The sequence below is a fragment of the Rhodoblastus sp. genome (genome assembly GCF_041915505.1).
In the GTDB taxonomy this organism is placed as follows: Bacteria; Pseudomonadota; Alphaproteobacteria; order Rhizobiales; family Beijerinckiaceae; genus Rhodoblastus.
This window is the reverse complement of sequence record NZ_JAYSBG010000293.1, coordinates 1-4395: the sequence shown is the minus strand read 5'-3', so window position 1 is coordinate 4395 and position 4395 is coordinate 1. Positions and strand designations below refer to the sequence as shown.

The 4395-nt window shown below is 61.8% G+C and carries 5 protein-coding genes; 4 read left to right on the top strand and 1 reads right to left on the bottom strand.

The features are described 5' to 3' along the window. The 4 genes from ACE3S9_RS15425 to ACE3S9_RS15410 all read left to right on the top strand — a co-directional run. Positions 1 to 714: AI-2E family transporter (locus tag ACE3S9_RS15425; RefSeq protein ID WP_374547367.1), on the top strand; the 714-nt coding region annotated here is incomplete at its 5' end. A gap of 269 nt (positions 715 to 983) precedes the next feature. After that, entirely contained in the window at positions 984 to 1322 is a 339-nt protein-coding gene (locus tag ACE3S9_RS15420; protein WP_374547366.1) for a potassium channel family protein, read from the top strand. Positions 1323 to 1511: 189 nt separating this feature from the next. Next, entirely contained in the window at positions 1512 to 2096 is a 585-nt protein-coding gene (locus ACE3S9_RS15415) for a VIT1/CCC1 transporter family protein (protein ID WP_374547365.1), read from the top strand. A 612-nt stretch (positions 2097 to 2708) separates the two neighbouring features. Beyond that, positions 2709 to 3215, top strand: coding sequence for a hypothetical protein (locus ACE3S9_RS15410; protein ID WP_374547364.1), 507 nt, complete (start codon positions 2709 to 2711; stop codon positions 3213 to 3215). A gap of 163 nt (positions 3216 to 3378) precedes the next feature. Here ACE3S9_RS15410 and ACE3S9_RS15405 read toward each other — a convergent pair whose 3' ends face one another. Further along, positions 3379 to 3822 carry a hypothetical protein gene (locus ACE3S9_RS15405; protein WP_374547363.1) on the bottom strand — a complete coding sequence of 148 codons (444 nt, stop codon included), beginning with the start codon at positions 3820 to 3822 and terminating at the stop codon, positions 3379 to 3381. Between the last annotated feature and the right edge of the window lie 573 nt (positions 3823 to 4395).

Below are 4395 nucleotides of genomic sequence, written 5' to 3'. Positions count from 1 at the left end.
TGGCCGCTGATCGGCGAGCCATTGCACCAGTTCTGGGCGCTGGCCTCGGCGAACCTGCAGGCGGCGCTCGTGAAAATCGCCCCGCAACTGAAATCGGCGGCCGCCGGCATCCTGCAGCTGGCCGCCGGCGCCGGGGCGAGCGTGCTCCGATTGTTCCTTGCCATTGTCGTCGCGGGATTTTTGCTGGCCCCGGCGCCCGCGCTGGTCGAAGGCGTCAGAAAAATCGGGCGGCGCCTCGCGATGGAGCGTGGCGACAAATTCGTGAGCATGACCGGCGCCACGATCCGGACCGTCGCGCGCGGCGTCATCGGCATTTCGGCGCTGCAGGCCGTCCTTGCGGGAATAGGCTTTACTTTTGCGGGCATTCCCGGCGCCACATTGCTGACGTCGGCGTCGCTGGTCCTGGGAATCGTCCAGATCGGCCCGTCGCCGATCATTCTGCCCGCCATCATCTGGGCCTGGATGTCGATGGAGACCATTCACGCCTTGCTGTTCACGCTCTATATGGTTCCGGTCAATTTCATCGATAATCTCCTCAAGCCGCTCGTGATGACCCGTGGGCTCTCCACTCCGATTCTGGTCATCCTCGTCGGCGTCATCGGCGGCACGATTTCTTATGGCGTTACAGGCCTGTTCCTCGGGCCGATCATTCTCGCTGTCATGTGGGAGCTATTCTCGAGCTGGACAAAATCGGAAAGCGTGAGCCCGCCCTGACGTCCCGCTCGTTTCGGAAGAGGCGGCGAAGATTGGACCGAGATCGTCGATTCCGCGCGGACGCGCCAGATATTGCCGATGGTCGCGGCGGCGATCCAACCGAGCCCGCGGGGCGGGGCTGCGCCGTCGATGAGGGCCGCCGCGCTGACAGGCGATGGTGAGGCGCTCTTCGATCGAATATTGTCCTGGGGCAAAAGCTGGAAGCCCGTTTCTGGCCGACGGAAGCGTTCGCCCCGAAACGATTCGTTTGAGACAGGTCGGAGGCAAGGATGTCGCGGTCCGAATTGACCAACGCCGAGATGCGGCGACGTTTCGGAAAAGCTTTGTGGAAACAGTTGAAAATTGTGTGGCCGATCATCTCGTTTCTTGTTGGGATTGAAGTCGTCCTTGGCTTGATCGCGGGATATGTCGAGAGTTGGTCGTTGGGAGAGTCGATCTATTTCACGTTCGTTACCGGACATACCATCGGCTATGGCGATTTCGTCCCAAAACATTTCCTCTCGCGCCTGTGCGCGATGGGCATTGGTCTTGTTGGAATCGTATTCATGGGATTGATCGCGGCGATCGCTGTGCACGCTTTCGAAGGATTGGCCGAAGACGCGCCATGACGACCGCCTCGGTCGGTTGACAAGGACGAATGCGGCAGGCGCGGGGCTCCTTTCGGTTGAGCCGCTCGACGCGAGCCAATCGGTTGATCGGAACCATGCAAGCGCGAGGCGCGGTTGAAATCATCATTGTTCGATCAGCTTGAGCCGGAGGAAGCGCTCTCCGAAATCGTCGTCGGGCTTGTGATGGTTTTGACCTTCACGCTCGCAGCCAGCCTGCTCGGCCGGGAAGGGGAAATCAGTCCGAAATCCATTGTCGCGGCGGCGATTGGCTGCAACATCGCCTGGGGTTCTATCGATGCGGCGCTCTACCTTCTGGGGCGCAAGACGCTTCGGAGCTATCGCACGCGCTTCCTGCGTCGGGTTCAGCTGGCGCGGAATGAAGAGGACGCCCGATCCGCCATACGGCAGGAGTGGGAGCCGATCCTTGCCGAGACGACGCGGCCTGAGGATCGGGAACGCCTTTACGACGCCATGCGCCGGCTATCGCTCAATGCTCGGCCGCTGCCCGCCGGACTCCGGCGCGGCGATCTCAGAGGCGCGGCCGGAATTTTCCTTCTCGTGAGCGCGACGAGCCTTCCGGCCATCCTGCCATTTCTGTTCCTGGGGAATGAATGGCTGGCCTTGCGTGTGTCCAATTTTCTCCTCGTGGCGCTTCTGTTCGTCGCCGGTTACCGCTGGGCGACAATCATCGACGCCGATCCCTGGCGGACGGGATTGACGCTCGTCGCTTTGGGCCTTGCGCTCGTGGCGATCGCGATCGCTCTTGGCGGCTGACCGCCGCAGCGCGGGCGCTTCCAGATTTGCAATAGCGCCGCAGGAGCGCATTTCACCCCACGCCTCGCGGCATGGCGCTCCCCTTCGCGTGGCGCGGAATTCCGACGCGTGAGCGCGACGCGCTTATTGGCGCCGTTCCTCACGCCTCTTCGTGCGATTTTCGCGCCTCCCTGAGCGGCGCTCATGACGACCGGTGCGCCTCGACTGACGCCGCTCTATTCCGGAGGGAAACAAGATCCGATTTGTCAGACATTCCACCCTCCTCCCTCTCGGCATCGCACGCGATCAAGCTAGACTTCCGCTCGTATAGGGCATTGATTTGAAATAAGGTTATCTGTCCTACGATCGAGGTCGGGAACCCGTTGCCGATGTGCGCGATTGCTGAATCGTCCGACGTGTGGCGTAGCGCGCCTCGAAAGGCCCAGGAGGATGATGAAATGGATCCCGCGCCGCGCCCTGGTCCTGCTCCGGCGAGAAATCCTGGCGGCGCGACCGCGGATGGCGCCAAGCCGGCCTTCGCTTGTCCGCGCCAGATCTTCCTGACTCAAATCAAGGGCTTCCGGCGGCAGTTGCGCCTATCCTGTTCGATAAGCAAAAGAGGAGGGAAACCCGATGAAATGCATAACCATGACAGGAAGCGCGCTCGTTGCCGCGCTCGTTTGGCTGATTCCCCTGCCGTCCGAAGCGTTGGGCTCGATGCCGGGGATCGGCCAGGTCGACCATGTGGACGATCATATCATCTTCGCGCGCGGTCGCGGCGGTGGCGGCGGCGTCCGCGCGGGCGGCATGCACCGCGGCGGGGGCGTTTATCGCGCCGGCGGCGTCCACCGGGCTGCCGGCGTCAATCGCAACGTCAACGTCAACCGCAACATCAACCGGAACGTGAACGTCAACAGGGGCGTGTATCGCGGCGGCAATGTCTATTATCGGGGAGGCGCCTGGAGGCGTCCCGGAAGCTATTGGTGGCCGGCGGGCGGGGCCATCGCCGCCGGCGCCGCCATAGGCGTCGTCGGCGCTGCGACCGCGGCCGCATGGGCCGGGAGCGCGCCTGGTCCCAATTACTGCTGGTATTATACCGACTCAACCAAGCGCAAAGGCTTCTGGGATCCTTGCCAATAAAACGTCCGCGACGCGTTCAACGGCGTAGCAAGACGAGGGCGGTCGCCCGGATCAGGGCCGGCGGGATTTCCGGCGGCCCATCGATTGAATTGGGAGATCGAGCGAAGCCGTCCATGCCTGCGCGCCGGGAGCGTGGCGCCGACCGCTGAAGAACGGAATTGGGTCACAGCGGAGCCGGCGAATATTTTCCGGCGTGAGCAATTGGGCCGCCATCCATTCCCGTCACGCGCCGGGATCGGCTTGTGGCTGCGGCCGTCGCCGTCACAAGCCCTGTCAGGCGATCGGCATATTTGCCAAGCGCGACATAGGGCGGGAGCTTCTTGAGAATCTTGCCTTCCAGAAACGCCGCCGCCTGGTTCTCGACCCGCCTGGACTGGACAAAGATGCCGGCGGCAAAGCCCACCAACACGAGCAATATCGTCCCACCTGCGTAGGTCGCGATCACCGCTCGCGTCTTTGGAATCGGGAGATGTTCCGCAAGGGGCATGATGCCGTCGACAGCCATTTTCCCGACCTTCACGACCACAAGGATGGTCGCGGCGAAGGGCAGCAAGAAGATAATGCCGCCAAGCACTGTCGTTTTCACGAATTCAAATATCTGTTTCATGGGCTTTTGCGCCTATTTGTTGCAGACGCAAAACGCCATTCTCTGGCTTCAATTTTCGTAGCGAAGCAAACGCAAGTTTTGTTTGCTCCGGGGGGCTCCCGCAGTCTGGTCCGGCGCCTGCGGCTCAATGTATCATGCGCGGGATTTGTCGTTGGCTTGCAAATGACAGAGGCGGAACGTCGTGTTCCATCATGAGCGACCCGGTTTGACGGCCTTCCGCTCATTCAATGTCGCGGCCCGCGTTGAAAATGCTTGCGTTACTTTTCGGACATGACGATGTTGAGGCCTCAGGCGTAGGGACCGCCGGCTGGCGCATGTCCGGTCGCCAGGGGTTTTTCGTTCGATGGGTCGAGGCCGGTTCTTTGGCGCAATCTGCGCGACGGCGTTAGCTGTGTGCGCGATCTTGATCCTGTCGCGATGCGAAGCGCGCGCTCAGGAAATGGAGCCACGTTCCTATTCCGCCGTTCCAATCGACACCAATTTCCTGATCGCGAGCCACCGCTATATGGACGGCGGAGTCTCGCTCGACCCTGATCTTCCGATTTCCAATCTGAAAGCGACCATTAACGCCGA

Bases quoted from the DNA above. Each gene is read 5' to 3' on its own strand.
- ACE3S9_RS15405 (WP_374547363.1), bottom strand. From the start codon at position 3,822: ATGAAACAGATATTTGAATTCGTGAAAACGACAGTGCTTGGCGGCATT.
- ACE3S9_RS15410 (WP_374547364.1), top strand. From the start codon at position 2,709: ATGAAATGCATAACCATGACAGGAAGCGCGCTCGTTGCCGCGCTCGTT.
- ACE3S9_RS15420 (WP_374547366.1), top strand. From the start codon at position 984: ATGTCGCGGTCCGAATTGACCAACGCCGAGATGCGGCGACGTTTCGGA.